Annotated in this window: 19 protein-coding genes, 1 tRNA gene and 1 other RNA gene; 7 read left to right on the forward strand and 14 right to left on the reverse strand. The window is 72.5% G+C overall.

Annotated elements, in window-relative coordinates; all coding sequences use genetic code 11:
• Positions 1–15: 15 nt before the first annotated feature.
• From ACFYXU_RS31245 to ACFYXU_RS31255, 3 genes are all read right to left on the reverse strand, one after another.
• Positions 16–303, reverse strand: coding sequence for a metal-sensitive transcriptional regulator (locus ACFYXU_RS31245; RefSeq protein ID WP_329856224.1), 288 nt, complete (start codon positions 301–303; stop codon positions 16–18).
• A gap of 178 nt (positions 304–481) precedes the next feature.
• A complete protein-coding gene (locus tag ACFYXU_RS31250) occupies positions 482–2,635 on the reverse strand; it encodes a TerD family protein (protein ID WP_389461044.1) in 2,154 nt (717 codons plus the stop codon).
• A gap of 159 nt (positions 2,636–2,794) precedes the next feature.
• A complete protein-coding gene (locus ACFYXU_RS31255) occupies positions 2,795–3,211 on the reverse strand; it encodes a YciI family protein (RefSeq protein WP_361397070.1) in 417 nt (138 codons plus the stop codon).
• Positions 3,212–3,344: 133 nt separating this feature from the next.
• On the opposite strand from ACFYXU_RS31255, the gene ACFYXU_RS31260 reads away from it, so the two are divergent.
• Positions 3,345–3,974, forward strand: a complete 630-nt coding sequence (locus ACFYXU_RS31260) for a MarC family protein (RefSeq protein ID WP_376507634.1) — start codon at positions 3,345–3,347, stop codon at positions 3,972–3,974.
• 88 nt (positions 3,975–4,062) lie between these two features.
• Here the strand turns inward: ACFYXU_RS31260 and ACFYXU_RS31265 are convergent, their stop codons facing one another.
• Together ACFYXU_RS31265 and ACFYXU_RS31270 are read right to left on the reverse strand one after the other, a co-directional pair.
• Complete coding sequence (locus ACFYXU_RS31265; RefSeq protein ID WP_389461047.1) at positions 4,063–5,271, reverse strand: winged helix DNA-binding domain-containing protein; 1,209 nt, start codon at positions 5,269–5,271, stop codon at positions 4,063–4,065.
• Positions 5,272–5,287: 16 nt separating this feature from the next.
• Positions 5,288–6,121 (reverse strand): alpha/beta fold hydrolase, encoded by an 834-nt coding sequence (locus ACFYXU_RS31270; RefSeq protein WP_389461050.1) that lies wholly within the window; start codon positions 6,119–6,121, stop codon positions 5,288–5,290.
• 228 nt (positions 6,122–6,349) lie between these two features.
• Here ACFYXU_RS31270 and ACFYXU_RS31275 point away from each other — a divergent pair, with 228 nt between their 5' ends.
• Positions 6,350–7,210, forward strand: coding sequence for a helix-turn-helix transcriptional regulator (locus ACFYXU_RS31275; protein ID WP_389461052.1), 861 nt, complete (start codon positions 6,350–6,352; stop codon positions 7,208–7,210).
• A gap of 162 nt (positions 7,211–7,372) precedes the next feature.
• Here the strand turns inward: ACFYXU_RS31275 and ACFYXU_RS31280 are convergent, their stop codons facing one another.
• Genes ACFYXU_RS31280 through ACFYXU_RS31290 form a run of 3 tightly spaced genes read right to left on the reverse strand, consistent with a single transcriptional unit; the run spans position 7,373 to position 10,297 of the window.
• Complete coding sequence (locus ACFYXU_RS31280; RefSeq protein ID WP_389461054.1) at positions 7,373–8,431, reverse strand: aldo/keto reductase; 1,059 nt, start codon at positions 8,429–8,431, stop codon at positions 7,373–7,375.
• Between the two features lie 43 nt (positions 8,432–8,474).
• Complete coding sequence (locus tag ACFYXU_RS31285; RefSeq protein WP_389461056.1) at positions 8,475–9,305, reverse strand: alpha/beta fold hydrolase; 831 nt, start codon at positions 9,303–9,305, stop codon at positions 8,475–8,477.
• A 14-nt stretch (positions 9,306–9,319) separates the two neighbouring features.
• Positions 9,320–10,297: a DUF5937 family protein gene (locus tag ACFYXU_RS31290; protein WP_389461058.1), complete on the reverse strand. Its 978-nt coding sequence runs from the start codon at positions 10,295–10,297 to the stop codon at positions 9,320–9,322.
• Positions 10,298–10,391: 94 nt separating this feature from the next.
• Here ACFYXU_RS31290 and ACFYXU_RS31295 point away from each other — a divergent pair, with 94 nt between their 5' ends.
• Positions 10,392–11,603: an MFS transporter gene (locus tag ACFYXU_RS31295; RefSeq protein ID WP_389461060.1), complete on the forward strand. Its 1,212-nt coding sequence runs from the start codon at positions 10,392–10,394 to the stop codon at positions 11,601–11,603.
• Positions 11,604–11,606: 3 nt separating this feature from the next.
• On the opposite strand, the gene ACFYXU_RS31300 is transcribed toward ACFYXU_RS31295, so the two are convergent.
• The 6 genes from ACFYXU_RS31300 to ACFYXU_RS31325 all read right to left on the reverse strand — a co-directional run bounded on the left by ACFYXU_RS31300 (position 11,607) and on the right by ACFYXU_RS31325 (position 19,359).
• On the reverse strand, positions 11,607–13,790 hold the full coding sequence (locus tag ACFYXU_RS31300; RefSeq protein ID WP_389461062.1) for an FtsX-like permease family protein: 2,184 nt from the start codon (positions 13,788–13,790) through the stop codon (positions 11,607–11,609).
• 68 nt (positions 13,791–13,858) lie between these two features.
• Positions 13,859–14,533, reverse strand: coding sequence for an ABC transporter ATP-binding protein (locus ACFYXU_RS31305; RefSeq protein ID WP_389461065.1), 675 nt, complete (start codon positions 14,531–14,533; stop codon positions 13,859–13,861).
• A gap of 62 nt (positions 14,534–14,595) precedes the next feature.
• Positions 14,596–15,042 carry a hypothetical protein gene (locus ACFYXU_RS31310; protein WP_389461069.1) on the reverse strand — a complete coding sequence of 149 codons (447 nt, stop codon included), beginning with the start codon at positions 15,040–15,042 and terminating at the stop codon, positions 14,596–14,598.
• A 686-nt stretch (positions 15,043–15,728) separates the two neighbouring features.
• Positions 15,729–18,518, reverse strand: a complete 2,790-nt coding sequence (locus ACFYXU_RS31315) for a tetratricopeptide repeat protein (RefSeq protein WP_389461071.1) — start codon at positions 18,516–18,518, stop codon at positions 15,729–15,731.
• A gap of 29 nt (positions 18,519–18,547) precedes the next feature.
• Positions 18,548–18,985 (reverse strand): hypothetical protein, encoded by a 438-nt coding sequence (locus ACFYXU_RS31320; protein WP_389407927.1) that lies wholly within the window; start codon positions 18,983–18,985, stop codon positions 18,548–18,550.
• A gap of 286 nt (positions 18,986–19,271) precedes the next feature.
• Positions 19,272–19,359, reverse strand: a tRNA-Ser gene (locus ACFYXU_RS31325).
• A 118-nt stretch (positions 19,360–19,477) separates the two neighbouring features.
• Here ACFYXU_RS31325 and ffs point away from each other — a divergent pair.
• The 4 genes from ffs to ACFYXU_RS31345 all read left to right on the forward strand — a co-directional run bounded on the left by ffs (position 19,478) and on the right by ACFYXU_RS31345 (position 25,361).
• An RNA gene (gene ffs, locus ACFYXU_RS31330) (signal recognition particle sRNA small type) lies at positions 19,478–19,576 on the forward strand.
• A gap of 68 nt (positions 19,577–19,644) precedes the next feature.
• The gene (locus ACFYXU_RS31335; RefSeq protein WP_389407928.1) at positions 19,645–21,768 is read left to right on the forward strand and encodes a DNA polymerase III subunit gamma and tau; all 2,124 of its coding nucleotides are present in this window, start codon (positions 19,645–19,647) and stop codon (positions 21,766–21,768) included.
• Positions 21,769–21,829: 61 nt separating this feature from the next.
• Positions 21,830–23,080: a phosphoribosylamine--glycine ligase gene (gene purD / locus ACFYXU_RS31340; RefSeq protein WP_389407929.1), complete on the forward strand. Its 1,251-nt coding sequence runs from the start codon at positions 21,830–21,832 to the stop codon at positions 23,078–23,080.
• Positions 23,081–23,360: 280 nt separating this feature from the next.
• Positions 23,361–25,361, forward strand: coding sequence for a hypothetical protein (locus ACFYXU_RS31345; RefSeq protein ID WP_389461073.1), 2,001 nt, complete (start codon positions 23,361–23,363; stop codon positions 25,359–25,361).
• Positions 25,362–25,451: the final 90 nt, after the last annotated feature.

The raw sequence follows: 25,451 nt of genomic DNA on the forward strand, positions 1-25,451 counted from the left end.
TTCTTGCGTACCGTCCTACGCGAGCGACAGGAAGAGCTTCTCCAGGCGGGCCCGCATCGCCTCGGGGTCCTCGCCGTTCTTCCGTCCGCTCTCGATGTCGGTCAGACACTGCTGGAGCCCGGTCGCGATGATCGCGAAACCGGCCCGGTCGAGGGCCCGCGAGGCGGCGGCCAGCTGGGTGACGACCTCCTCGCAGTCGCGCCCCTCCTCGATCATCCGGATCACCCCGGAGATCTGGCCCTGGGCCCGGCGCAGCCGGTTCAGGACCGACTTGAGCTCGGCGCCCGCGAGATCGAGTTCCACTGCCACTCCTCCACAGATACCCCAGGGGGTAATTTACTCCCCGACGCGGGGTTCCGTCGAAGACCAAGGATGACACCTGCCGCGCAGACCGGCGGCGAAGCAAGATCCACAGCACGACGACCCGAGCCCCCGACCGACGGGACGGGGGCCCATGGGGGCGAGGCGAGGACGCAGCGGCTCACTCGGTCCCGGAGGACTCGGCGGCGGAGCGCGGCCGAGGCGCCCGTCGCTGCTCGAACTGGCCCAGGTGCGTGACCACTGAGCCGTAGAAGCGGTCGACCGCCTCGTCGATGCTGCGGATGAAGCCCGACTCCGTGCTGCCCCGGCTGCTGCCCATGCCCTTGAAGAGGGACAGCCGGAATCCGGTGATGACCGCACTGTCCTTGGGCAGCAGGTCGCCGGGCTCGGGGCGCAGGCGCTCCAGGGTCCCCCGCGGCCCGTTCCGGCCCTCGATCAGGGTTTCCACATGCAGGTCGGCGGGAGCGTCCTCCAGGACCCGGAGGAGCCGCTTGGCCACGGAGAGCGGGTAGGCGCCGTCCGGGGCGGGCACGTCGATGGACGTCCTGATCTTCCCGGTGCGCAGGTCCGCGGTGATCGACAGGATGCTGTGGGCGCCGTCGACGCGCAGCTCCGCGGAGAGCTTCCCCTCTTCGCAGAGCCGGTCGGCCAGGGCCGTGCGCCGGGATTTGGGATCGCTTCCGCGCCGGGCCCGCTGCACCGGCAGGGTCTTCTGTCCGAGCTCGCCGCCCAGCCGCAGACACACCTGACGGATCAGCCGCTCCCAGCTCTCCACGACCTCCACGGCGCGGGGGTCGCCCTGGCACAGGGTCTCCGTGTCGATCCCGTTGCGCACGGGGACCCAGGACGGCCCCATGTTCTGGAAGCCGTGACAGCCGGAGTTGTCGTGCTGGAGGTAGTGGAGCAGCTCCTGGAGGAGCCAGGCGTGAGCGGCGTTGCCCACTCCTTCGTGCCGGATCAGCATCTGGGCCTGGTGGGCCACCTCGGCCCAGGACAGGTGCCAGAGCGAGACCTTGTGCTTGCGCCGGCCGTCCGTCTTGACCTCGACGAGCGGACTGCCCTCCAGGGCCACGTCGTTGGACAGGGTGATGACCGCTTCGTACCCGCGTCTCGCGGCGATGTCCATGTAGTTCTGGACCTGCTCAGACTTCAGCGGATTGCCGTTGGTCTTGGTCTCGACGAGCGCCGTCCAGAGCTTCCCGGCGCGCTCCGTCCTGATGACGCCGTCGGGACGCTTCGGGCTGTCCCCGTGCGGGAGCGACACCTCGGTGAAGGTCTGCATGCGGCCCGCGGGCGCGCCGAATCCGGCGGTGAGGCGCCGGCCGAACTCCGGGACCTCGGCCATCACCGAGAGCAGCACCGAGGTCGCGCGCACCTCGCGTTCCCGGTCGCTCTTGAACGAGGGGACGGGGAAGAGGCGCGCGGGCTTCCAGGTGTCGTTCTCGGCCAAGGACTTCTTCGCGGCCTTCGGAAGCGTGACCTTCTTCTTCGCTGTCCTGGTGCCGCGGCGCCGACCGGGTTCGGGCGCGGCGGGAGCCGGGGCCGTGCGGTCCGCGCCGGGCTGCGCCGGGATCGGCACCGGGCCCGCGGCCTGCGGCGCGGGTGCGCCACCGTGCCCAGCGGAGGCGACGGGCTCGGCCGGGGGAAGGCCCGAGGCGGCGCCGTCCGTGGCGCCGCCCGCCGCCTGCTCCCCGGCGGGTGCCTTGGCGAACGGGTCGTCCCGGACCTCGTGCTGCGCCTCGGGCTCGTACTCGGCCTCGGTCTCGTCCCCCTCGTCGACGGCGATGCCGAAGTCGGTGGCGAGTCCCGCGAGTCCCGTCTCGTACCCCTGCCCGACGGCACGGAACTTCCACTCGTCGTTCCGCCGGTAGAGCTCGCCGAAGATGAAGGCCGTCTCGATCGTGGCGTCCTCGATGGAGAAGCCGAGCAGCGCCTCGCCGGACCGGTCGCTGACCGTCATCCGCAGGTCGTCCAGATCTCCGAAGCGGGCGCCGCCGTACTGGCTGGCCGCCACCACGATGGTGGCGACGTCCTCGGGGATCGCCGTGAGGTCCAGGCTGATCCGGTCCTCGCTGCCGCTCTCCGTCGGGACCTTGCCGAGCAGCTGGACGCTGCCGTCCTCGGCGGCGGGCTGGTTGTAGAAGTAGAAGTCGCCGTCGCCGCGCACTTTGCCGCCGCTGTCGACCAGCAGCACCGAGACGTCCGCGTCGCCGTCACCCGTCGCACTGCTCCAGCTCAGACCGACGACGACCGCGCCGGTGTCTTCGCTGAGGGTGGCCAGCCCGATGTTGGCCCCCTTGGACATCTCGTGCATGTGTCCCCCCGGACCCTCGCGATGTGATCTGCGCCCCAAGGGGGAACGGTAGCGTCCGCAACCGGAGGTCGGGGAGGAAATGTGAAATCCGGACGAATGCCGGGAGTCGAAGCCCCGGACGCCCCGAGGGCGTGACCGGGACTTCGCACCCTGGGCCGGTCAGTCCTGACGCGGACCCGTCTCGTCGATCGGGCGGATGACCACCGGGTGGTCCGGGGAGCCGGGCGGGACCGGGCAGCGGGCGACCTGGGCGGCGATCTCCGTGACGCGGTCCAGGGAGGCGCAGTCGAGGACCCAGTAGCCGGCGAGGACCTCCTTCGTCTCGGCGTACGGGCCGTCCGTGACGAGCGGCTCGCCCTGGGCGTCCACCCTGACGAAGCGCGTCGTGGACGGGGCGGCGAGGCCCTGGGCGTCGAGCATCTCGCCGCGCGCCGCCAGCTCCTTGTTGATCGACTCCATGTGGTCGAACATCGCCTGGACCTGCGCCTTGTCCCAGGCGGGGCTCTGTGCCGAGCCGCGGCCCGCCATCGCCTCGTAGTCGGCCTGCGACCCCTGCACCATCACCAGGTACTTCATGGCGTCCTCCTCACTCGTTCCCTGCGGTTACTGCCTCTCGCAGCACAGTCGGAGCCGGGTCGCCGTTCTCGACACCGCGCGGACGGGCACCGTAAAACCGGGAGAAATCACTCGACCGCCCGATGATGCCCAGGTGAACGCATTCACCTTCTCCGCCGCCTTCATCGCCTTCTTCTCCGTCGTCGGCCCCCCGAAGGTGCTCCTCGCCTTCGGCGGCCTCGCCCAGGCCCACGACCACCGCCAGCTGCGGAACATCGCGCTGATCTCCTCCGGCGCGGCCGTCCTCGTCGGCCTCCTCACCGGCACCACGGCACCCTGGCTGCTCGACGTCTTCCACATCAGCACGCCCGCCCTCCAGCTCGCGGGCGGCTTCATCTTCTTCATCTACGCCGTCGGTCTCGTCCTCGGCCTCCACCTCGGCTCCGACACCGCCCAGGACGACGCCCCCGACCTGGTCAGCGGGGTCCGCGAGCTGCTCATGCCGTACATCGTGAGCCCGCTCGCCATGACCGCCGTGCTCATCGAGGCCTCCCAGCGGGACTCCTTCAGCTGGCGCTCCACGGTGGTCGGCGCCTACGTGGCCGTCATCGCCCTCGACCTGGTCTGCGTCCTGCTCCTCGCCCCGATCCTGCACCGCACCCACCACGCCACGATCGAGCTCCTCGGCCGTCTGCTCGGTCTGCTGCTCGCCGCCGTCGGCGTCGACCTCGTCCTCGACGGCCTCTACGACCTGGGCGTCACCGGGCTGGAGAACCGCTATTGAGGGGGGGGAGGCCGGGCGGGCCCGACAGGGGTCCGGCGGGCGCGTCACCCCGCTCCGTCGTGCACACCATCGCGCTCCGTCAGGTCCCTCACCCGACGGCGCCGAGCTCCCGCTCCAGCGGCGTCCGGAAGCGGGGTGTCACCCGTACGTCTCCCAGCCACGCCGTCAGCCGCTCCGCCTCCGTCCCGATCGCCCGCCGCGCCTCCGCTCCCACGTCGTCGAGCAGCCGGTGGGCGATCCCGCCGTCCGCGCGCTGCGCCCAGCCGCCCACGATCCGGCCGTTCCACCACACCGACGGCCCGATGTTCCCGCTGCGGTCGTACAGCGCCGCCCGATGGGCCGGATCCAGATACCAGTCACGGCCCCGCCACCCCATCGCCGTCGGGTCGAGCGCGGGCAGCAGCGCCGCCCACGGCTCCGGCTCCGGTACGGGCCCGAGGTCGTCCGGCAGGACGAAACCCGTCACCGCGTCCCTCGCCCCGCCGTCGCCCGTGCCCCCGTCCACCGTCACCGGCACCGCCCCGACCTCCGCGAGCGCCCCGCGCACGTCCGTGACCTTCCACCCCGTCCACCACGTCAGGTCCGCCTCGGTCGCGGGCCCGCACGCCCCGAGCCACCGCCCCAGCAGCTCCGCCCGCGCCCCGGCCGGATCCACCGCAGGGCGCGCCTCGCCCGGCGCCCACCGGAAGCGGCTCGACGTCCACGTCCCCTGCGGCCGGCCCCGCACGATCCGGCCCTCCATACCGAGCACCCGCAGCACCCGGCTCGCGACCGACTGCACGCCCTCCTGGCGCGTGCCCGGCCCGTACACGTACTCCGACCTCAGCCTCGGTACGGCCGCGCCGAGTTCGGTCCCCGTCGCCTCCCCCCGTACCGCCAGCTCGGCGAGGACGAGCCGCTCGGTCTCCGCCAGCCACTCCGCGTCGAAGTCGCTGCCGGCCGCCAGGTGCTTGAGGAGCGTGCTCCGCTCGCGGACCGCGGCCGGTGCGCCCGTCGAGGCCCGCACGGCCGGGGCGAGCGAGGACGGGAAGACGAAGACCGTGTGCCGCATCCCGTGCATCCGCACCAGCGCCCCGTCCTCGTACAGCGCCCGCTCCACCGCCTCGACCGGCTCGACGTCCCCGGTCAGCCGGGCCGCCACCGCGAGGAACACGCTCGCCGGATCCGTCCCGTGCAGCGCCACGAGCGCGTCCCCGACCTCCGCCGCCGACCCCGCCCGCGCGCCGCCCGCCAGCAGGTGCCGCACCCCGAGCCGCGCCCGGCGCTCCGCCGCGTCGATGAACCTCGTGTCTCCCATGCTCCCCATGATGGGTTCAGGCGGCGGCCGTGGCGGGGAGTTCCGCCGACCCGCGGGCCGAGGAGCCGAGGAAGGCCGTCACCGTCTCCACGAACTCGTCCTCCTTCTCGAAGAACAGCACGTGCCCGGCGTCGATCTCGGCGTACGCGCTGCCGCCGATCGCCGCGTGCAGTTCCCTGCTGTTCTCCACCGGCACCGTCGCGTCCCGCGTCGCGCCCACCACCAGCGTCCGGGCCGTGATCCGGGGCAGCAGCGCCCGGATGTCGACCGCCAGGTCCAGCGCCACGTGCCGCAGGGTGCCCGGCGTGGGCGGCATGTTCGGGATGAGCGCCTCGACGCCCTCGCGGCCGATCGCGTTCAGGAAGCCGCGGCTGAACCCGGTCATCGTCACGCTCCGGCCGAAGCCCGCCGGGTCGAACTCGCCCAGCCGCCGCCACAGCGTGAACAGGTTCCGCATGTACTCGTCCCCGTCGGTGTACGCCCACCCCGCCACCAGCACCAGCCGCGCGACCAGGTCCGGGCGCAGGGCGGCGACGGCCGCGGAGACCGGGGCGCCCATCGAGAAGCCGAGCAGGTCCACCGGGCCGAGGCCCGCGTCCTCGATCACCGCGACGACCTGCGCGGCGAGCGTCTCGACGGTCAGCGCCCCGCCGTCGTCGACGGTCCGGTCGGCACCGGACAGGTCCAGCGTGATCACCCGGCGGTCGCCGGTGAAACGGGGCGCGGTCTGCCCCCAGTTGATGACGGCGCCGCCCGATCCGGTGCCGTGGACGAGGAGGAGCGCGGGACCGGTGCCCGAGCCCTCGACGTCGTAGTGGACGCGGGCGGTGCCGACGGTGACGGTGGCCATGATCTGCTCCGGGGAGTCGAGGGGGTGAGGCCCACCGGAGGTCCGCCCGGGATCCCGATGGGCCCCCGCCGGAGCGCTGCGCGCATCCGGCGGAAGTCCACCGGAGTTCCCCGCGGAACCGTTCGGTGGCTGACACCGAGGACTCTGCCGACCGCCGCAGGCCGGCGGGAGAGCCCTCCCGAGCCTGGGATCGCCGATCCCTGGATACGGCGTCCCGCGACCGGCACCATGATCGGCATGACGATCGACCGCCGTGAACTCGCCGACTTCCTGCGCCGCTCCCGCGAGCGGGTCCGCCCCCAGGACGCGGGCCTCCCGGCCGGACCCCGCCGCCGCACCCCCGGACTGCGCCGCGAGGAGGTCGCCCAGCTCGCCGGGATGTCCGCCGACTACTACATCCGCCTGGAGCAGGCCCGCGGCCCGCAGCCCTCCCCGCAGATGCTCGCCGCGCTCGCCCGCGCCCTGCGCCTGGACACCGACGGCCGCGACCACCTGCACCTCCTCGCCGGCCACCGGCCGCCCGCCGGCACCACGGCCGGCGACCACGTCGCGCCCGGCCTGCTCCACCTGCTCGACCAGCTGGACACGACCCCCGCGCAGGTCCTGAGCGACCTCGGGGACGTCCTCGCGCAGAACGCGATGGCGCGGTCCCTGCTGGGCGGGGTGTGCACGGTGTCGGAGCACGGGCGGAACGTGGCCTGGCGCTGGTTCTCCGACCCGGACGCCCGCACGGCGTACCCGGCCGAGGAGCACGCGTACTACAGCCGGCTGCACGTCGCCGACCTGCGCGCGGCCGTCGGCCGCCGCTCCGGCGACCCCGCCGCCACCCGGCTGGTGGAGCGGCTGCGCGGGGCGAGCGAGGAGTTCACCGAGCTGTGGGAGCGGCACGAGGTGGCGGTCCGCAGGCACAGCCGGATGCGGGTCGCGCACCCGCTGATCGGCGCGGTGGACCTGGACTGCCAGGTGCTGCTCGCCCCGGAGGGCGACCAGCGGCTCGTCCTCCTCACCCCGCCGCCGGGTACGGACGCGGGGGAGCGCCTGGCGCTGCTCCGGGTGGTGGGCACGGAACAGTTCACCCTGGCTCCGTGACCCACCGGCCCGAGGTCCTTGCGCCCGTGTCCCGCCCGGCAGCGGCTCACCGGACCGGGGTTCTCCCGCCCGAGCCCCGCCCGGCAGCGGCTCACCGGCCCGGGTCCTCCCCGAAGCGCCCCCGTCGCCCCCGTCGCCCCCGTGGCCCCAGTCGCCCCCGGCTCACCCGGCCGCGCGCTCGCCCAACGGCCGCCGTCGCAGGGACGGGTCGGTGAGGACCGGCGACCGCCAGGCCCCGTCCGGCTGGTAGAGGTTGGTCCCCGGCGGCACGATCGCGTCGATCCGGTCGAGGGCCTCGTCGGTGAGGACGACCGGGGCGCCCTTGAGCAGCCCCTCCAGCTGCTCCATGGTCCGGGGGCCGATGATGACGGACGTCACGGCCGGGTGCGCGGCGGCGAAGGCGATGGCCAGCTCGGGCAGGGAGCAGCCGATCTCGTCGGCGAGCGCGACGAACTCCTCGACGGCGTCGAGCTTGGCGGCGTTCACCGGCAGGGAGGGGTCGAAGCGGTGCGGGGTGAGCGCGGGCCGCCCGCTGGTCAGGTCGATCGCCCGGTCCTTGCGGTACCTGCCGGTGAGGAAGCCGGACGCGAGCGGGCTCCAGGTCAGCACGCCCATGCCGTACTTCTGGGCGGTGGGCAGCACGTTCGTCTCGATGCCGCGCGCGAGGAGCGAGTACGGCGGCTGCTCGGAGCGGAAGCGGCGCAGCCCGCGCCGCTCGGCGACGGCGTGCGCCTCGGCGATGTCCTCGGCGGGGAAGGTGGAGCAGCCGAAGGCGCGGATCTTCCCCTGGGAGACGAGGTCGCCGAGGACGTCGAGGGTCTCCTCGATGTCGGTCCGGTGGTCGGGCCGGTGCACCTGGTAGAGGTCGATCCAGTCCGTGCCGAGCCGCTTGAGGCTGTTCTCGACGGCGAGCGTGATCCAACGCCGTGAGCTGCCGCCCCGGTTGGGGCCCTCGCCGCCGACCGGGAAGTACACCTTGGTGGCGAGCACGGTCGCCTCGCGGCGCCGCGGGTCGCGCAGCGCCTTGCCGACGATCTCCTCGGACTCGCCGGCCGAGTACATGTCGGCGGTGTCGACGAAGTTGATGCCCTGGTCGAGGGCGGCGTGGATGATGCGGACGGAATCCTGATGGTCCGGATTGCCGACCGCCCCGAACATCATGGTGCCGAGGCAGTAGGTGCTGACGTCGATCCCGGTCCCGCCGAGTATCCGATAGCGCATGCGCGCACTCTAGGAACTGGAGTGCACTCCAGCGCAAGACCTTTCAGAGATCGGTACGGCGGACGAAGTCGAGGATCGCGGCGACCAGCGCGCCGGGCCGCTCCAGGTGCGCGTCGTGCCCGGTGCCGGGCAGGCTGAGGCCGTGGAGGCCGGGGCGCAGCCGGACCATCTCGGCGTACTCGCCGCCGCCGATGATCCCGTCCTGCCCGAGGACGGCGAGGGCGGGGCAGTCGACGGCCGTCCACTCCGCCCAGAAGGCCCGGCGGGAGTTCTCGGCGAGGGAGCGTTCCATCACGTCGGGGTCGAAGCGCGGCCGGAGTCCGCCGTCACCCGCCTCCAGGCCGTCGGCCCAGCCCTCCCCGACGACCGGTTTCCCGTCCCCGAGGTACGCGACGGCCGCCTCCCGCGAGGGGAAGGGCACCGGCCAGGCCCGCAGCCAGTCCCCGATCCGCTCGGCCGTGCCGGGCTCGGCGCCGCCGGGCCCGGCTTCGACGAGGACGAGCCCGCGCGGCAGGGCGGGGCGGGCGGCGGCGGTGAGGAGCGCGGTGTGTCCGCCGAGCGACTGGCCGACCAGCAGGGGCCGTACGAGGCCTAGTTCCGCGACGAGGGCGAGGACGTCGGCGACGTACGCGGCGCGGGAGACGTCCTCCGGGTGCCGGTCGCTGGCGCCGTGCCCGCGCTGGTCGAGGGCGACGACCCGGTGCCCGGCCTCCCGGAGCAGCGGGGCGAGGGCGTCCCATTCCCCGCAGTGCCCGGCGAGCCCGTGGAGGAGGAGCGTGTCGGGCCCGGAGCCGCCCCAGTCGCGGCAGGACAGCCGTACGCCGTCCCGGACGAGGGTCCGCTCGGTCCAGCCGTCGGTGGAGGAAGAGGTCACGCGCCCATCCTCCCTCAGGGATGCAGCAGTTGATCGGCGACGGCGGTGCGGGCGTAGAGGACGGAGCGGCCGCTGCGGTGGGCGGTGACGAGGCCGGCGTTGCGCAGCGCGATGAGGTGCTGGGAGACGCCGGCGGCGGACATGCCGCAGTGCGTGGCGAGCTGGGTGGTGGAGGCGGGGGTGTCGAGCTCGGTGAGGAGCAGGGTGCGGGAGCGGCCGAGGACGGCGGCGACGGCGTCCGTGGCGTCGGTGGTACGGGGCTCCCAGACGCTCCCGAAACCACGGGCAGGGTAGGCGAGTTGGGGCGGATCGGGGTGGACGGAGCGGGTGAGGACCTGGGGCCAGGCGAAGACCGAGGGGACGAGGAGCAGTCCGGAGCCGGCCTGGTCGCGGGTGAGCGCGCAGTGGCGCCGTACGAGACGCAGGGTCCCGTCGTCCCACCGTACGGTCTCGTGGAGTTCGCCCAGGACCCGTGCCGAGCCGTGCTCGGCGACCTGCCGGGCCCGGTGGAAGACGTCGGCCTCCAGGACCTTCTGGATGCGGGCCCAGTAAGGGGCGAGGGCGAGTTCCCAGTACGTCCCGATCTCGTCGGCGATCTTGGGGAGGACGGCCGCGGGGTCCTCGCGCAGCGGCCGGAGCCGGGCCGCGTCGACGCCCTCGCGCTCCAGGGAGTCGAGGTCGTCGCGCACGTCGGCGGCGGGCGCGGCGCGTACGGCGTCGAGCTCGGCGCCGAGGGTGGGGAAGGGCCCGGCGGGGGTGGGGTTCAGGAAGTCGGCGAGGTAGCCGCGGGCGGGGATCAGCGCGGCGAGCCAGCCGCGGTCCAGTCCGGCGCGGAGGATCCGGGGCCGCACCTGGGCGGCCCAGCGCCCGTGCGGGGCGGAGTCGGGGTGGTGGGCGACGATCCGGTAGCTGGTGACGACCTCCCACATGGGGGAGACCGCGAAACGGGTCTGGGCGAGATCGGCGGCGGAGAAACTGAGCCCGGCTTCCATGCGTCGCACGTCCTGGAGTAGGCGAAGGGGCAAATGGATTCGTCCTGAGCTTAATCATTGGATGGGCGGGGGTGGTGAAAAGCAAGCTCCCCCCATGCCTTCCTCCAGCAGCACGACCCCCTCCGCGTTCCGCGGCCTTCCGTCCGTGGTCTGGACGGTCTTCGCGGGAACGATCGTCAACCGACTCGGCTACCTCGTCACGCCGTTCCTGGTCTTCTTCCTCGCCTCGCGGGGCGTGACCGGCGCGGAGACCTCGTACGTGCTCGGCGCCCTCGGCGCGGGCAACCTGATCGGCCCCGCCGTGGGCGGCGTCCTCGCCGACCGCCTCGGCCGCCGCCCCACCATGCTGATCGGCCTGATCGGCGCGGCGGCGGCGCAGGGCGCCCTCTTCCTGGCGCCGGGGGTGTGGACGATGGCGGCGGCGGCGCTGCTGATCAGCGCGGCCGGCAGCACGGTCTCCCCGGCGGCGTACGCCCTGCTGGCCGACGCCGTCGACGGCGAGGGGCGGCGGCGCGCGTACGCCCTCTTCGGCTGGGGCGTGAACATCGGCACGGCGGTGGCGGGCGTCCTCGGCGGCTACCTGGCGGCCCAGGGCTACTGGCTCCTCTTCGCGGTCGACGCGGGCTCGATGCTGCTGTACGCGCTGGTGGTGGCGGTCCGCCTGAAGGAACCGGAGCGCGCGGCGGCCCCGGACCGGCGGGAGGACGGCGCCGGCTACGGGGTGGTGGCGCGGGACCGCCTGGCACTGCTGCTGCTCCCGCTCTTCGGCGTGCAGCTCTTCGTGTACTCGCTGACCGAGGTGGCCCTCCCACTCGCGGTCCGCGACAGCGGCCTCTCGCCGGCCGTGTACGGGGCGATGGCGGCCGTCAACGCGGTCGTGGTGGTCGCCCTCCAGCCCTTCGCGACGGCCCGGCTGGCGCGGTTCCCGCAGCTCGTGGTGCAGAGCGCCGGCAGCGTGCTGATCGCGCTGGGCGTCGCGCTGACCGGCCTGGCCGACGGTGTGGCCGGGTACACGGTGTCGGTGGTGGTCTGGTCGCTCGGCGAGGTGGTGGTCGCGGGCATCGCGGCCGGCGTCTTCGCCGACCTGGCCCCGGCCCACGCCCGCGGCCGCTACCAGGGCGCCTTCAGCTGGACCTGGGGCCTGGCCCGCTTCGGAGCGCTGACGCTCGGCGTGACGGCGTACACGACGCTCGGCCCGGGAGCCCTGTGGTGGACGGCCCTGCTGGCGGGAACGGCGGCGGCGGCGACCACGCTGGCCCTGAGGACCCGCGTGGAGCGCCGCACGACGCACGAACTGGCGGCCTGAGGCTCAGTCCCGGCGGATGTGCTCGGGATCGACGTGCCGCCGCACCATGGGGACGGAGGCGAGGGCGGCGGCGAGCATGACCCCCAGCGCACAGGCGAACAGCAGGGGCAGCCCCTCCCAGTCCCAGTGCACGGCGCCGCCCCCGGTGATGAGGTAACTGGACTCGGCGAGCCACCCGGCCACGACGGCACCCCCGAGCCCCACGGCCAACGGCAGCAGCACCTGCACGACCTGCACGACCCGCAAGGTCGAGGCCCGAGCCCCCAACAACACGAGCGCGGCGACCTGCCCCCGCCGCTCCATGGCCCGATCGGCCACGGACACGACGAACGCGGACACCCCGATGACGAGCCCGAGCACCATCCCGACGACGAGCAGACTCCGGATGACGGTCAACTGCGCGAGCGAGTCGATGACGATCCCGACGGGCTCGACGGAAGCGGTGGGAGCCACCCCACCGATCCCATCGAGCACGGATCGGACGGTGGCGGGATCGGCCCGACTGACCAGCGTGAGCGTCCCGTCCGCGTCGGCCAGGCCGGGGGGGAGGAGGGAGGGGGGGACGAGGAGAGCGCCCGTATGGAAGACGGAGGGCTGGTACGCGGACATGTCGATCCAGTCCTGCGGCACTGTGAGCGTGACCTTCTGCCCGTCTCCCTTCTCGAACGGAAAGCGCTCACCAGGTTGGGGATCGTCCGGGAAGGAAGCACCGCTGTCCCGAAGTTGCATGATCTTGTCGTCCACGCACCTCTTTGCATTCCGCGTGGCGGCGATCAGCTGCGGACAGGTGGCGACCACCAGGTCGAGACGCCTGGGCATGTCCTCGTCCAGGTCGTACCACGATCCGTACGTGACGATCTGCATGCGCACGCCGGGGACGTCCAGCAGAGCCTTTCGCTGTTGCGCATCCAGATCCCCCAACTTGATGTCGTACTCCTGAATGGGGGTCGTGCGTCGGCTGACCTGGTCCAGCTCGACCAGTACCCCCTGCGTCAGCGAGGCCCCGAACACCAGTAGTACGAGTCCAGTGACGACTCGCAATGAGGCGCCTGGATCCACCTCTGTACGCCGCATCGCCAACGCCATGGGCAACGACTTTGCCGTGCCGGCCAACCGCCGCGCGAACCAGGCGGTGATCGGCGCCAGTCCGAAGAAGAGCCCGGCACCCGTCAACAGCACCGCTCCCGGTACCAGTACGGCACTTGCTGACCCGCCTGACGGGTCTCGTCCCAAGAGACTGAGCGCGCAGTAGCCCCCGATGACACCGATTCCGGGGATGAGCAGCAACGTCCCCCACTTCTTGGGCGGCTTGCGTTCCCCGGTGCGCCGCACGTTGATGGGCGACAGCGCGGCCTGCCGGGCGCTGAACTGTCCGACGATCCACGCGAGTGCCGGGCATCCCAACAGGCAGACTGCCAGCGTTGTCGCCTCAGGCCGCCCGTCCACGGGATACCAGTGCAGCCCAGGTAATCCGACATGCGCCGCGACTTCATTGGCACCGAGGTAGCCCACGAGGCCGAGCAGAGCGCCGAGCGTCGCCGCGGCCACGCTTTCCCCGGCGTTGACTCTCAAGGTGTCCTTCACGCTGAGCCCGACGAGGCGCAGGGCGGCGAGCCGGCGGGAACGGGATTCCCCCGAGAGCCTCGCGCACACGGAAAGGAAAATGACGAGCGGGAGCAGCACGATGCATCCGAGCGTGAACCGCAGAATGTCGAGGGTCGACGGGTCGATGACCTCTTCGCTCGTGTAGGCGGCGCCGAAGTGGCTGAGAGATCTCGCTTCGGGAAGCGAAGCAGGTGTGGTACCGACGTAGGCATAAAGCTCGTCGGGGCCTCCCAGACCCTCGGGTGCGATCGTCCCCGTCACACGACCGGGCACCAGCCCTGCGGCCCGAGGGTTGGATGCGAGAAGTTGGGCCAATTTCGGCGAGACGATTGCTTTGCCGGCGGGAGGAAGCTCCCTGACGCCCGGTGCGCTCGGTGCCCGTCCGGGGCCTGTGCGGGCGACGAAGACCCGTCGCAATGGCTGTGAGCCGTAGGGGTCCAGAAACTCTTGGTAGACGAAATTGCCGCCGTCGCCAGGAATCGCTGCGCGGGCCGCTGTCCGAGCATCATGCGCAGCGAGGATGGTGGGGATCGTGAGTACCGCTGCAAGGCAGGCCACGCCGAGTGCCGAGCCGAGTGCCATAAGGAGAAAACGGACTCGCCCTCTTCGGCCGCTGCCCCAGAGTAAGCGGAATCCCAGCAGGAACGGGCTCACACTGATACCCGTTCGGTCAGAAAACCGTCAGACATCGTGTACTGCGTGTCGGCCTTGGCTGCGACATCTGAATCGTGCGTAACGATGACCACAGCTGTCTTCTGTCGGCGCGCCAACTGAAGGAACTCGTCAAGCACAGCGCTTGCGTTGGCGCTGTCGAGCGCCCCGGTCGGTTCATCCGCGAACACCACATCCGGCCGGTGGACCAGAGCTCGCGCGACCGCCACACGCTGGCTCTGGCCCCCCGACAGCTTCGATGTTCTGCGCCGCAGCAGATCCGCCATGCCCAGCCGCTTCAGAATCTGGGCAGCCATGGCGTGGGCATGGGTCTTGCTGATGCCGGCAAGCCGTAGAGGCAGCGCCGCGTTCTCCTCGACGGTCAGCTCCGGCAGGAGCTCCCCGTACTGGAAGACGAAGCCCAGGCGCGTTCGGCGCAGTGCGCTCAGCTCTCCGTCAGGAAGGCACGAGAGCTGCAGTCCGTCGAAGGTCACCCTGCCGCTCGAAGGCGGCAGGACTCCCGCGAGGCAGTACAGCAGGGACGACTTGCCTGACCCGCTGCTGCCCATGATGGCGGCCACTTCGCCGCGCTTGAGCGTGAAATCGGCACCGAAGACAGCCTGCTGGGTGCCGTAGAAGAGATCCACGCCCTCGGCGCGGAGAATGACGTCCATTGTGGTGCGCACTCTCTGTGGGGTGGGAGCCGCTGGGTAGCGGCTCCCACGTATGTCACCGCTTAGCGCCGAAACTTCCGAAGGTCCGAGCAGTTGTCCGGGCGCAGTGACCCACGGTCGCGGCAGAGCTGGATCTCTGCGTGATTGGTCTCAAGGACCGCACCGTCGTAGATCGTCTCGTCGATGTCGACGGTCTTCCTCTGGGTGCCCTTGACGCGAACCCAGCCGTAACCCTCCACCTTTGCGCGGAGGTACACGTTGTGTCCGTCCCCAGGGTCAGCATCGGCCAGACGCCCGCGCACGTGGAATCCGCCGTGGTGCTGGAACTTGGGCTCCCACTTGTACCAACCGCGGAATTCGGCCCCCGCGGTGGACATGTTCAGTTCGTGACCCCAAGATGCGGCCGAGGCCACCCCCATCCCCCCGAAGAACAACCCCGCCGCTACCGCGACTGCCGCCAACTTCCGCATGAATAACCCCTGGTTGAAGTGAATGTGCCGACTGGTCATCACAGAAAGTATCGGCTTCGCTACACCGCGGTGGCAGCAGGAACGTCCCTCCGTCAAATCACCCCCCTATCCAGTGAACGCCCCCCTCTGAGCCCCCGATCAGCCCTGCGGGCCACATTCGAGGAGCGGGCTTGCCGGTGCGGCGGGCATTGGCATGCGGCGTTCGCGCAGATGGTGTGCGGGCGAATCCGGGGCGGTGCCACAGCCTGCCGGGGGTGCGCGCCGGCGGCAGGCCTGCGGTGGGGGTCGCCGCCGGGGAGATCGTGCGCGAGCTCGACCCCACGCGGAACCAGGCCAAGGGGGGAGCCCGCGCTGGCATGGCCGTCGACGAGGGGCGTCTTGAGAGAGCGGAGCGCCGACGAGTGTGGCAACCGGCTCGGCCCCCGGAAGGGCCGGTCGTACGCCTTGCGCTGCTCTATGCGGCGGGACATCGACGAGTCCGTGCCCGCCGACTGCTCCGCGGGTCGCGAGTGGGGCCTCGATTACCGCCTCCCCACCGTCGGCCGGCGGGTAGGGCGCACGGCAAACGTCGAAGGGCCCCACCGCGAACGGTGGGGCCTCCGGCGCACTGGACAAACACCAGGACAACGCGTCGTACTCGCGAAGGCTTCCACGTCTCTTTGATGGGGGGCCTAGGGGGCTCCGTGCCATGGATCCATAGAGATGGGTCGGGAGGATCACACGGGTTATTCAGAGGTGCGGAAGAGAGACTGAGAGTCGCTGTCGAGCGCACCAGTTGCTGCATCAGTCCGCTGTACAGCCTTCGCGGATTCCAGCGCGTAGGCGAGGTTTTTGCGGCTGATCAGAGTGTGCGGGTGGGTGTCGCCCAGTACGTCCACGTACTGGGCGAGGGTGGTCTCGTACAGGGGGATCGCCCGCTTCAGGTCTCCGGCCGACTGATAGGCGTAGGCGAGGTTGTTGCGGCTGTTCAGGGTGTCGGGGTGGGTGTCGCCCAGTACTTCCGTGTACTGGGCGAGGGTGGTCTCGTAGAGGGGGATCGCCCGCTCCAGGTCCCCTGCCGCTCGGTAGGTGTAGGCGAGGTTGTGGCGGCTGGTCAGGGTGTGCGGGTGGGTGTCGCCCAGTACTTCCACGTACTGGGCGAGGGTGGTCTCGTACAGAGGGATCGCCCGCTCCAGGTCTCCGGCCGACTGGTAGGCGCCGGCGAGGCTGTGGCGGCTGTTCAGGGTGTCGGGGTGGGTGTCGCCCAGTACTTCCACGTGTTGGGCAAGGGTGGTCTCGTAGAGGGGGATCGCCTGCTCTAGGTCCCCTGCCGCTCGGTAGGCGCCGGCGAGGCTGTGGCGGCTGTTCAGGGTGTCGGGGTGGGTATCACCCAGCACCTCGAGCCGCTGGGCGAGGGTGGTCTCGTACAGGGGGATCGTCCGCTCCAGGTCTCCGGCCGACTGGTAGGCGCCGGCGAGGTTGTGGCGGCTGCTCAGGGTGTCGGGGTGGGTATCACCCAGCACCTCGAGCCGCTGGGCGAGGGTGGTCTCGAACAGGGGGATCGCCCGCTCCAGGTCCCCTGCCGACTGGTAGGCGCCGGCAAGGTTGTTGCGGCTGCTCACCGTGTCGGGGTGGGTATCACCCAGCACCTCTAGGTACTGGGCGAGGGTGGTCTCGTACAGGGGGATCGCCCGTTCCAGGTCCCCTGCCGCTCGGTAGGCGCCGGCGAGGTTGTTGCGGCTGGCCAGGGTGTCGGGGTGGGTCTCGCCCAGCACTTCGAGCCGCTGGGCGAGGGTGGTCTTGTACAGGGGGATCGCCCGTTCCAGGTCCCCTGCCGCTCGGTAGGCGTAGGCGAGGTTGTTGCGGCTGTTCAGGGTGTCGGGGTGGGTGTCGCCCAGCACTTCCACGTACTGGGCGAGGGTGGTCTCGTACAGGGGGAGTGCCCGTGCCAGATCCCCTGCCGCTCGGTAGGCGTAGGCGAGGTTGTTGCGGCTCCCCAGGGTGTGCGGGTGGGCGTCGCCCAGCACCTCGAGCCGCTGGGCGAGGGTGGTCTCGTACAGAGGGATCGCCCGCCCCAGGCGTCCGGCCGATTCGTAGGCGCCGGCGAGGTTGTTGCGGCTGGTCAGGGTGTCGGGGTGGGTGTCGCCCAGTACTTCCGCGCAATGGGCGAGGGCTTGTTCGCGGAGGTTGATGGTGTGGGCGTCGCGGCCTTGCCGGTGCAGGTACTGGGCTGCCCGCTCATAGGTGTCGGCGGTTTCGGCGGATGCCGTGGCATTGAGTGGTGTGGTGTCGGCCAAGGCATGGACGTGGGGGAGGAGGCGCTCCCAGCGGGTGGTTTCGTCGGGCTGGGAGCCAGCGGGCGGAAGGGCTCGGCGGACGGCCCGTTCGGCCTCTGCCCGGCCGAGGGCCTGCGGGTCTCGGTTGCGCAGGACGGTCTGTACGAGGCGGTGGACGCTGACGCCCTCGCGGTCGGGGGTGAAAGCGACCATGTTGTAGGCGTGGAGTTCCCCCAGGGCGTTGGCGAGAGCGAGGGGATGCGGGGCGAGGGGGGCCAGGAGGGTGCGGGGGATGCCGTCGGGGGCGAGCCAGGCCATGGCGTGCAGGAGGGTGACGGCCAGGGGGTCGCGCGCGGTGAGGGCGGTGAGGGTGTGGTCCCAGATCCGGGCGATCGTGCGTTCCGGACTCGGGGCGTCGCGGTTGTCGTCGAGGACGAGCGCGAGAGAGCGGCGGTAGGTGTCGAGGTCGATGCCGGTGCGGTAGGCGTACGCGCCGGCCTGTTCCAGGGCCAGCGGCAGGCATCCCAGGTCTTCGGCGAGCTGCCGCGCCGCCTCGCGCTGTTCCGCTGTGGCCGTCTGGCCGGGGAAGGCGAGGGAGCACAGCAGGCCGGTCGCCTCGTCAGGGGGGAGGGTGCCCAGGGGCATGACGGGGGCCAGGGCGTGCCAGCCGGTGGCTCTGCGGCTGGTGGCCAGGTGGTGTCCGCCGGAGAGGGTGCCCAGGTAGGGGCGCAGATGGGACGGGTCTTCGACGTTGTCGAAGACGAGCAGCCAGCCCGGGTGCGCCTGGAGCCAGGCGATCGCCCACGCCGCCCGCTCTTCCGGCCCGCACCCGCGCGCCCACTGCGGACACAGCTGCTCCGTGATCCGGCCCAGACCGGACACGATCGTCTCCGGCGACTCCGCGGAGACCCACCACACGAGCGTGTAGGAGTCGCGGTAGTGGTGGGCGTAGTGCAGGGCGAGCGCGCTCTTGCCCACCCCGCCCAACCCGCTGATCGCGCGTGCCGACGTCCGCCGCGGCTGCACCACCGCCGCCGCGCCCTCGCCCGTGAGCATCCGCCGCAACGACGTCAGCTCCTCCTCACGGCCGACGAACACCCCTGACGCGGACTCCGGAAGGAACCCGGCCCCTGTGGGCACCTCGACGGTTCGCGCCCAGTGCGCGGCCTGTTCCGGCAGCACCGTCACCTGGGCGTGGTCTCCGCTGAGCGCGACCTGGACCGACTCGGCGCCGATCGGCCGGTCGCCCGACACGTTCACCCGCGCCGACTCCCCCGGCGCCGGCACGCTCACGACCGCGGCGGGTGGATCGTGGTGTGGTCGCCGGTCGCGGCGAGGCCGATGTGCTGGGCGCCGATCGCCCGCGTCCCGGACACGTTCACCGTCACGCCGCCCCGCTCCGGCAGCAGCGCCGCCAACTCGCGCACGAGCTCGGCGTCCTCCCGCAGAGCCCGCTTGATCTGCCGGCGCAGTGCCGCCGCCGCATCCGCGTCCTCCGGCTCCTCGGCGGCCTCCCGCACCGCCGCTTCCAGCGCCGCCCGCTCCTCCCCGTCACGGCGGCGCCACACCAGCTCGAGAATCCGCCGACCCATACCGGCGGTCCCCTCCACCGCGGCATCAACCGCCGCGTCCTGGGCCCGCACCAGCACGGCCGTCCCGTACGCGCTCACGGCCGCCGTCAGATACGGCCCCGCCTGCTCCACCAACTCCACGATCTCCGCACTCACAGCGGCCCCCAGTCCTGTCCGGCGCCCGGCACCGTCACGGACGTCAAGGCTAGAAGAACGCGGCATTCTGCGACTGAGGAACGGCGTAACCCTCGCGGGGAGATCCCGCCGCACCCCTCGACGGATGAGCCGCCGGCTCTCCCGACGCACTCTCGGCGGATGGGCCGCCGGCTCGCCACCTCCACGTGGCTCGCGTACCGCCACCAGAAGACACAGGGAGCCGAGAAACGTCGAAGGGCCCCACCGCGAACGGTGGGGCCCTTCGACAACGTGCCCGGTGAGGCACTGGCGGAGGATACGAGATTCGAACTCGTGAGGGGTTGCCCCCAACACGCTTTCCAAGCGTGCGCCCTAGGCCTCTAGGCGAATCCTCCGCCGCAAACAATACAAGACGTTGAGGGGTGCTCGCGAACGTGATCGGCGACGAGTTCCTCGAGGGGGGTCCGGCTGTCGTGCGGGGGTCGGGGCGGTCTCGGGATCGGGTACTCTGGGCGGAGCCCCTCACGCGGTGCTATCTGACTGAACTCCCCCAGGGCCGGAAGGCAGCAAGGGTAGGTCGGCTCTGGCAGGTGCGTGGGGGGCGCTTGCGTTCCCGGGGCGGTCGGTCCCCGGCGCCTCGTTTTCCCGGGTTGTCGGTGGGCGCCTATAACCTCGTATACGTGTCGTCTCTCGCGCTGTACCGCCGCTATCGCCCCGAGTCCTTCGCCGAGGTCATCGGGCAGGAGCATGTCACCGACCCGTTGCAGCAGGCCCTGCGGAACAACCGGGTCAATCACGCGTACCTGTTCAGCGGGCCCCGCGGATGCGGCAAGACGACCAGCGCGCGCATCCTCGCCCGGTGTCTGAACTGTGAGCAGGGGCCCACGCCGACGCCCTGCGGCGCATGCCAGTCCTGCCTCGACCTCGCGCGGAACGGCCCCGGGTCCATCGACGTCATCGAGATCGACGCCGCTTCGCACGGTGGTGTGGACGACGCCCGTGACCTGCGGGAGAAGGCCTTCTTCGGGCCCGCGTCCAGCCGCTACAAGATCTACATCATCGACGAGGCCCACATGGTCACCTCGGCGGGCTTCAACGCCCTGCTGAAGGTGGTCGAGGAGCCGCCGGAGCACCTCAAGTTCATCTTCGCCACGACCGAGCCCGAGAAGGTCATCGGGACCATCCGCTCCCGGACCCACCACTACCCCTTCCGGCTGGTGCCGCCGGGGACGCTGCGGGAGTACCTCGGCGAGGTCTGCGGGCGCGAGGGCATTCCGGTCGCGGACGGCGTGCTGCCGCTGGTCGTCCGCGCCGGCGCCGGTTCCGTGCGTGACTCGATGTCCGTGATGGACCAGCTGCTCGCCGGCGCCGCCGACGACGGTGTGACGTACGCCATGGCGACCTCTCTTCTCGGCTACACGGACGGGTCCCTGCTCGACTCCGTCGTCGACGCCTTCGCGGCCGGCGACGGCGCCGCCGCGTTCGAGGTCGTCGACCGTGTCATCGAGGGCGGGAACGACCCCCGCCGGTTCGTCGCGGATCTCCTGGAGCGGCTGCGGGACCTCGTGATCCTCGCCGCCGTTCCCGACGCCGCCGAGAAGGGCCTCATCGACGCCCCCGTCGACGTCATCGAGCGGATGCAGGCGCAGGCGTCCGTGTTCGGGGCCGCCGAGCTCAGCCGGGCCGCCGATCTCGTGAACACCGGTCTGACGGAGATGCGCGGGGCCACCTCGCCCCGGCTCCAGCTGGAGCTGATCTGCGCGCGCGTGCTGCTGCCCGCCGCCTTCGACGACGAGCGTTCCCTCCAGGCACGCCTCGACCGGCTGGAGCGCGGCGCGGCCGCCGCGCCCGCCCCCGTGTTCACTCCCGGGCCCCCGGCGCCCGCCCTCGGGTACGTGCCCGGGCCCGACGCCCACACCCCGATGGCGCCGCCCCCGCCCGCCCAGGCCCCTGTCCAGCAGCCGGCGCCCGTCCAGCAGCCCGCCGCCCCCGCCCCGGCTCCCGCCCCCGCGCAGGAGCAGCAGGGCCCCCGGCCCGGTGCCTGGCCCGGTGCCGCCACCCCCGGCGGCGGTGCCCCCGGTGCCTGGCCCGGCGCGTCCGCGGCGCCCGCCGCCCCGGCCCCCGCGCCCGTACAGGCGCAGCCCGCGCCGCAGGCACCCGCGCCCGCGTCCGGCGGCGGGGACACGGCCCAGGTGCGGAACCTGTGGCCGCAGATCCTCGACGCCGTGAAGAACCGGCGCCGCTTCACCTGGATCCTGCTCAGCCAGAACGCCCAGGTGGCCGGGTTCGACGGCACGACGCTCCAGCTCGGCTTCCTCAACGCCGGTGCCCGCGACAACTTCGCGAGCAGCGGCAGCGAGGAGGTCCTCAAGCAGGCCCTCGCCGAGCAGTTCAACGTGAACTGGAAGATCGAGGCGATCATCGATCCCTCCGGTGGCGCCTCGCCCCCGCCCGCCGCAGGCGGCTTCGGCGGCGGATCCGGCGGTGGCTTCGGAGGCGGTGGCGGCTTCGGCGGAGGAAGCGGCGGTGGCGGCGGCCGCCCCGCCGCCCCGGCTCCCGCGCCCTCCTTCCAGCAGGCCCCGCCGCCCGCACCCGCACCGGCTCAGTCGGCCCCGGCCTTCCAGCAGGCCCCGCCGCCCGCTCCCGCGCCCGCGTACACGCCGCCGGCGCCGCAGCCGGTGGCGCCCGAGGACGACGTGCCCGAGGAGGACGATCCGGACCTCGTCGACTCCGCCCTCTCCGGGCACGACCTGATCGTGCGCGAGCTGGGAGCCACGGTTGTGGAGGAATACACGAACGAGTAGGGACGTCTCGCTCGGTGGCCCGCACAAGGGGCATCCCGCGCCGCGGGCTACCCTGGCAGGCGTGAAGGTCCTCGTCATCGGCGGCGGCGCCCGCGAACACGCCCTGTGCCGCTCTCTCTCCCTCGATCCCGACGTCACCGCTCTGCACTGCGCGCCCGGCAACGCCGGAATCGCGGAGGTCGCCGAGCTGCACCCCGTCGACCAGCTGGACGGCGCGGCCGTCGCCGCGCTCGCCACCGAGCTCGGCGCCGAACTGGTCGTCGTCGGCCCGGAGGCCCCGCTCGTCGCCGGTGTCGCCGACGCCGTCCGCGCGGCCGGCATCCCCGTCTTCGGCCCGTCGCGCGAGGCGGCGCAGCTGGAGGGGTCCAAGGCCTTCGCCAAGGACGTCATGGCCGGCGCCGGGGTCCCGACCGCCCGCAGCTACGTCTGCACGACCCCGGCCGAGATCGACGAGGCGCTCGACGCCTTCGGCGCTCCCTACGTGGTGAAGGACGACGGCCTGGCCGCCGGCAAGGGCGTCGTCGTCACCGACGACCTCGAGCGGGCCCGGGCGCACGCGCTGGCCTGCGACCGGGTGGTCATCGAGGAGTACCTCGACGGCCCCGAGGTCTCCCTCTTCGCGATCACCGACGGCACGACCGTCCTCCCGCTGAAGCCCGCCCAGGACTTCAAGCGCGCCCTGGACGGCGACGAGGGTCCGAACACCGGTGGCATGGGCGCCTACTCGCCGCTGCCCTGGGCCGACCCGAAGCTGGTCGAGGAGGTCCTGGAGACCGTCCTCCAGCCGACGGTCGACGAGCTGCGCCGCCGCGGCACGCCCTTCTCCGGTCTGCTGTACGCGGGTCTGGCGATCACCGGCCGGGGTGTGCGGGTCATCGAGTTCAACGCGCGCTTCGGCGACCCGGAGACCCAGGTCGTGCTGGCCCGGCTGAAGACCCCGCTCGCGGGCGTCCTGCTGAACTCCGCCAACGGGACGCTGGACGACCAGGCGCCGCTGAGCTGGAGCGACGAGGCCGCCGTCACCGTGGTCGTGGCCTCCCACAACTACCCGGAGACCCCGCGCACGGGTGACCCGATCGAGGGCCTGGACGAGGTCGCCGAGAAGGACGCCCCGCACGCGTACGTGCTCCACGCCGGGACGAAGCGGGACGGCGACGCGGTCGTCAGCGCCGGCGGCCGGGTCCTCTCGGTCACCGCCACCGGAACGGACCTGGCGCAGGCCCGCGAGCGCGCGTACGCGGCGGTCGGCCGCATCCGCCTTGACGGTGCGCAGCACCGCACGGACATCGCGAGGAAGGCCGCCGAGGCCTGATATCGCTCCGTTTCTCCTGAATTCTCGTGATTCCTCTTGTGGCCGTGTGGTGCGGAAGCCGTGAACCACACGGCCACAAGTACGCCATCACCTTTACCCAAAGCCATTCCATCGAGTGACGGCTCGGCCATACGGATGACTCCCGCCAACGCCCCAACTAGGGTGCGGCGAAGGCATTCCGGCACTTGGCCCACCGGCATTGCGATGTCAGTGACGGGTGCCACAGTGGGGGAGTGAGCAACACCGCCACAGGCAGTCCCGTCGAGGACAGGAGGGGGTGATGAACGGCGTGTCCGGTACCGGTTCCGTTGTCGGCGAGGAGTGGGGTGCGCGCGCCGCGCGCTCCCGTGCCCTCGCCGTCCTCCGCGTCCGTGGCAGGGCACTGGGCCTCGCGGTGCTGCCCGCGGCGGTCGCCGTCGTCCTCCACGCGGGCGGGCTCACCGGCCACTTCACCGGAGCCGCCTGGGACGCGGCCCGCTGGGTCGTGACCGTCCTCGCCGTGGTCGTCCTCCTCGCCGCCGCGGCCGTCGCCCTCGTCGTGGCGCGGGCCCGTCCGGCGGCCACCCCGACGGTGGCGCTCGCCGAGACCGCCGCCCCCGATCTCTACCGGCTCGTCCGTGACCTGGCCGACCGGCTCGGCGTCCCGCCGCCCGCCGCGATAGCCCTCACTCCGGACTGCGACAGCTGGCTGGAGGACCGCACGCACCGGGCGCACCGCCTCCACCGCACGACCGGCGGCGACGGCGCCCCGGTCCTGGTCATAGGCTCGCCGTTCCTGTGGTGGATGCGCGTCGGCGAGCTGCGGGCGGTCCTCGCCCCGGTCGTCGCCGGTACGGGACCGGCCGCCCACCCCGACATAGCCGCGGCCCGCCGCTTCATCCGCGGTCTGGACGCCGCGGTGGCCGTGCCCGGGGACTCCGGTCTCGACCCGCTCCGCCGCCTCGGCGCGCGGGGGGTCGGCCAGGTCGCGCGCGTGCTGCTGCGCGCCTGCCGGGAGCACGCCGCCGAGATGGAGCGCGGTGTCGCCGCCGCCGGCTCGGAGCGCGCTCAGGCCGTGGACTACGGCGTACGGATCGTCGCCCAGGAGCAGGTCGGGCTGGCCTACGCGGGCTGGGACCGGCTGCTCACCCGGGTCGCGCTGCCCGCCTGGCGCATGGGCCGCTGGCCCTCCCAGCTCGACGCGGGCGTGGTCTCCGCGCTGACCGAGCTCTCCCGCCGCGACCGGCTCGCGGAGGGCTTCTCCTCCCGGCTCGGCGAGCGTCCCGCCTGCGACCTCCTGGAGGAGCCGGGCGCCGTCGACGAGGCCACCTCGCTGCTGGCCGCGCGCCTCTTCCACGGCGGCCCCGCCGAGCCTTCTCCCGACTGGGCCCCGGTGGAGTGGAGCCAGTACCCGGAGGAGGTCGTGGACCGGAAGTGGCGCACCGACGCGGCCCGCCTGCACCAGGTGCTCGACGGCCTGGGCATGGCCTCCACCTCGGGCGACCGGGCCGCCGACGCGGCGGGCCCGACACTGACCGAGGTCATGGCCCACCTGACGACGACGCCCACGACGAGCCGGGCCGTGGGCCCGAAGGCGACCGCCGAGAGGGACGCGGACGCCGCCGCCGACGCCGCGCGCGAGGTCGAGGCCCGCGAGGACGGCCCCGACGACCCCGACGATCACCGTCCCGACAGTGACGACGCCGACGATCACGCTTCCGACGCCGAGCACGCCGAGCACGCCGAGCACGCCGAGCACGCCGAGCACGCCGAGCACAACGACGCCGACCACGTCGACGAGCACGACCACGAGCACATCGACGAGGACGACGACGAGCCGGCGAATCCCGCCGCCGAGGCGCTCGCCGGAGCGCTCAGCGCGCTCCTCGCGCGCGAGGAGGCGGCCCGGGAGGCCAGGGTCGCGGCGGAGACCGCCCGTACCGCCGAGAAGAGCCGGAAGTCCGCCCGCCGGGCCGACAAGGACCGGAAGGCCGCCCCGCACGCGGCCGTCAGCGGCCCCGACGGGCCCCTGCCGCTGTTCCCGCTCCAGCCGCCCCGCACCGGGCGCGACCTGCTCGCCGACCACGTGACGGCGATGGTGTGCTGCGCGGCCGTCGACACCGCCGAGGCGACCCCCGGACTCGACTGGCTCGACGGGCCCGCCCTGCTGGTCGGCGGAGAGCGGGCGAAGGACCTCGGTCCCCGGGTCCTCGCGCTCGTCGAGGACGGCGATCCGGAGCCCCTGCGGGCCTGGCTCGCCCTCACCGGAGTGCGCCCGGAGAAGCCCGTACGCCTGGTCTGAGCGGGTCTGAGCGCCCGCGGGAACCGGACCCGACCGGAGCCCCCGCTTCCACTCTCGCCAATTCACGACGAACGGTGACGGAGTGCGTGC

It is taken from the genome of Streptomyces sp. NPDC002232 (assembly GCF_042890295.1).
Classification (GTDB): domain Bacteria; phylum Actinomycetota; class Actinomycetes; order Streptomycetales; family Streptomycetaceae; genus Streptomyces.